This window comes from Bacillus sp. JJ722 (genome assembly GCF_036963345.1).
Lineage (GTDB): Bacteria > Bacillota > Bacilli > Bacillales > DSM-1321 > Bacillus_AD.
The window spans coordinates 1-3,121 of the sequence record NZ_JBALMO010000075.1 but is presented as its reverse complement, the minus strand read 5'-3'; the positions used below and the strand labels follow the sequence as shown (position 1 = coordinate 3,121).

The following is a 3,121-nucleotide window of genomic DNA, read 5'->3' as shown; positions in this document are numbered from 1 at the left end:
GAATATGAAGTACTAACATATAGTGCAGAGGAAACCTCTGCGATTGCTGTTAAGCTAGGTGAATTAGTACCAAAAGGATCTGTGATTACTTTAGAAGGCGATCTTGGTGCTGGAAAGACGACTTTCACCAAAGGGTTGGCAAAAGGGTTAGGTGTTACGAAGAATGTTAACAGCCCTACATTTACAATCATTAAAGAATATAAAGGAAGACTTCCGTTGTATCATATGGATGTATATCGAATTGAAGATGAATTTGAGGATCTTGGCTTTCACGAGTACTTTGAAGGTGAAGGTGTAACGGTTGTAGAATGGGCTCATCTTATCCAAGATCAACTTCCAAATGAATTATTAAGTATTCAAATATTCTATATTGGTGATGATGAAAGAAAAATCGTTTTTAAACCAATCGGTGAAAAGTATGTTGATTTATGTAAGGAGATTATTTCATGAAAATACTAGCCATTGACACATCAAACTATGCACTTGGGGTCGCATTACTCGATGGTGATCAAGTAGTTGGAGAGTACATATCAAACTTAAAGAAAAATCATTCGGTTCGAGCAATGCCAGCCATTGAAAGATTAATGAATGATTGCGATATGAAACCTGCTGATCTTGATAAAATTGTTGTAGCAAAAGGGCCGGGTTCTTATACAGGTGTTCGTATAGGGGTTACGATTGCTAAAACACTTGCATGGACTTTAAACATTCCTATTAGTGGTGTTTCAAGTTTAGAAGTGTTAGCTACTAACGGCAAATTTTTTCAAGGTTATATTTCACCGCTATTTGATGGGAGAAGAGGACAAATCTATACGGGGTTATATGAAGGCCGTGATGGTCAGATAAAATCTGTGAAGCAAGATATAATTGTTCAAAGTAGCGATTGGGCTGAAGAACTACTAACATTGGAACAAAATATTATTTTTATCGGTAATGATACACCTATTCATAAGGAGACATTGCAATCGATTCTAGGAGAACGTGCTGTATTTGCAGATATGGCTCAACTAAATCCAAGACCGAGTGAATTGGCTTTGATAGGAAGAGATCTACCCGCAGAGGATGTTCATGAGTTTGTTCCGAATTATATTCGTCTTGCTGAGGCCGAAGCTAATTGGCTTCAACAACAGAAAAATAAATCGGATCAATAAAAGGGATGGAATAAACATGAGCCATACACTTTCTTTTCGTTATATGGAAGAAAAGGATTTAGATGAAATTATTGAATTAGAACATGAATGTTTTACTGTGCCGTGGACTAAAGAAGCTTTCTTTAACGAACTTCATCAGAATCAATTCGCTACATATATAGTGTTAGAAGAAGAAGGAAAGATCATTGGATATTGTGGGGCTTGGCTAGTGATTGACGAGGCACATATTACGAATATAGCGGTTCTTCCTCAATATCGTGGAAGAGGTTTAGGAGAAGCGCTATTGAATAAGATGATTGATAAATGTAGAGAAGTTCATATTGAAAGAATGACCTTGGAAGTGAGAGTAAGTAATATTGTTGCACAATCTCTTTACAAAAAGCTTGGTTTTCAAGATGGTGCGATACGAAAAAATTATTATAGTGATAATCAAGAGGATGCGATTGTAATGTGGGTGAATATAGAGTGAAAGACACAATTATTTTAGGAATTGAGACAAGTTGTGATGAAACAGCAGTAGCCATTGTAAAGAATGGGACGGAAATCTTAGCTAATGTTGTGGCATCCCAAATTGAAAGTCATAAACGTTTTGGTGGTGTTGTTCCAGAAATTGCTTCTCGTCACCACGTAGAGTCAATGACCGTTGTTTTAGAAGAGGCATTAGAGCAAGCACATTTGGGTTATGAAGATATTGATGCTATTGCTGTAACGGAAGGACCAGGTCTTGTAGGAGCACTTCTTATTGGTGTAAATGCAGCTAAGGCTGTAGCTTTTGCGCATAGTATTCCACTTGTAGGTGTGCATCATATTGCAGGGCATATTTACGCGAATCGACTAGTAAAAGAGATGAAGTTTCCTCTACTATCATTAGTGGTTTCTGGGGGGCATACAGAGCTTGTTTATATGGAAGAGCATGGTTCATTTAAAGTGCTAGGAGAAACGCGTGATGATGCCGCTGGAGAAGCTTATGATAAGGTTGCGAGGACATTAAGCTTACCTTACCCAGGTGGCCCTCATATTGATAGATTAGCGCATGAAGGTAACCCGACTATTAAATTACCTCGAGCTTGGTTAGAAGAAGGTTCTTATGATTTTAGTTTTAGTGGTTTAAAGTCAGCTGTTATTAATACAATTCACAATGCAGAGCAACGTGGAGAGCATATTGAACCAGCAGATTTAGCAGCGAGCTTTCAAAATAGCGTAATTGATGTCCTTGTAACAAAGACATTGAAAGCTGCGAATGAATTACAAGTGAAACAAGTGTTATTAGCAGGTGGAGTAGCAGCTAATAAAGGCTTACGTGCTGCATTACAAACAGAGTTCTCAGCATTGCCGGATGTTGATTTAGTTATTCCGCCATTATCGCTTTGCACAGATAATGCAGCTATGATTGCAGCAATTGGGACAATAGCGTTTGAGCAAGGAAAAACGGCGGGGTATGATTTAAATGCAAACCCTGGGTTGGATTTAGAAGCTTAGAAAAGTGAAAGCGTCCTTTATAAGAGAACCTAGATGAAAGACCTAGAGATGATTTCTTCTCTAGGTCTTTTTTTATATAAAAACAATACAAAGTAATATTATTCTATGATATTATTTATCTTTCCAGTTAAAAATTATCAACAAAAGTTACTAAGAATAGAATAGATATCCCCAACTTTCATTTTTTATCCCCTTTTTTGTCCACATTAGAAATCGGTAAAAATTAACCTTTCAACAGGTTTTTCCACAGTATCCACAACTAAATGTTGAGTTATCCACAGCAAAACAGGTTATTCACATGTAAAATGGGACCGTTTTCAAGCTTATCCACAGAATTCTGAAAAGATTATTTAATATAAAAAGTTCGTCAGTTAGCATAGGAAAAAATAACGGAATAAGTATGTTATAAGAAATAATTTAAGGTTAAAAAACTAAAAATAATGTTATCAAAAAAGAGATTATCCTAATTTTCAGGATAATCTCTTGCATGC

At 36.4% G+C, this 3,121-nt stretch carries 4 protein-coding genes; all 4 read left to right on the top strand.

Annotated features, from left to right (window positions below):
- Window positions 1-450: tRNA (adenosine(37)-N6)-threonylcarbamoyltransferase complex ATPase subunit type 1 TsaE (tsaE, locus tag V7014_RS10940; protein ID WP_335507020.1), on the top strand; the 450-nt coding region annotated here is incomplete at its 5' end.
- A complete protein-coding gene (gene tsaB / locus V7014_RS10935; protein WP_335507019.1) occupies window positions 447-1,151 on the top strand; it encodes a tRNA (adenosine(37)-N6)-threonylcarbamoyltransferase complex dimerization subunit type 1 TsaB in 705 nt (234 codons plus the stop codon). The genes tsaE and tsaB, both read left to right, overlap by 4 nt.
- A gap of 16 nt (window positions 1,152-1,167) precedes the next feature.
- Window positions 1,168-1,620, top strand: coding sequence for a ribosomal protein S18-alanine N-acetyltransferase (rimI, locus tag V7014_RS10930; RefSeq protein WP_335507017.1), 453 nt, complete (start codon window positions 1,168-1,170; stop codon window positions 1,618-1,620).
- Window positions 1,617-2,630 (top strand): tRNA (adenosine(37)-N6)-threonylcarbamoyltransferase complex transferase subunit TsaD, encoded by a 1,014-nt coding sequence (gene tsaD, locus V7014_RS10925; RefSeq protein WP_335507022.1) that lies wholly within the window; start codon window positions 1,617-1,619, stop codon window positions 2,628-2,630. The genes rimI and tsaD overlap by 4 nt, the downstream gene beginning before the upstream one ends.
- Window positions 2,631-3,121 lie beyond the last annotated feature (491 nt).

What these genes read in the sequence shown, in the direction of transcription:
- tsaB (WP_335507019.1), top strand. Translation starts at nt 447, where the DNA reads ATGAAAATACTAGCCATTGACACATCAAACTATGCACTTGGGGTCGCA.
- rimI (WP_335507017.1), top strand. Translation starts at nt 1,168, where the DNA reads ATGAGCCATACACTTTCTTTTCGTTATATGGAAGAAAAGGATTTAGAT.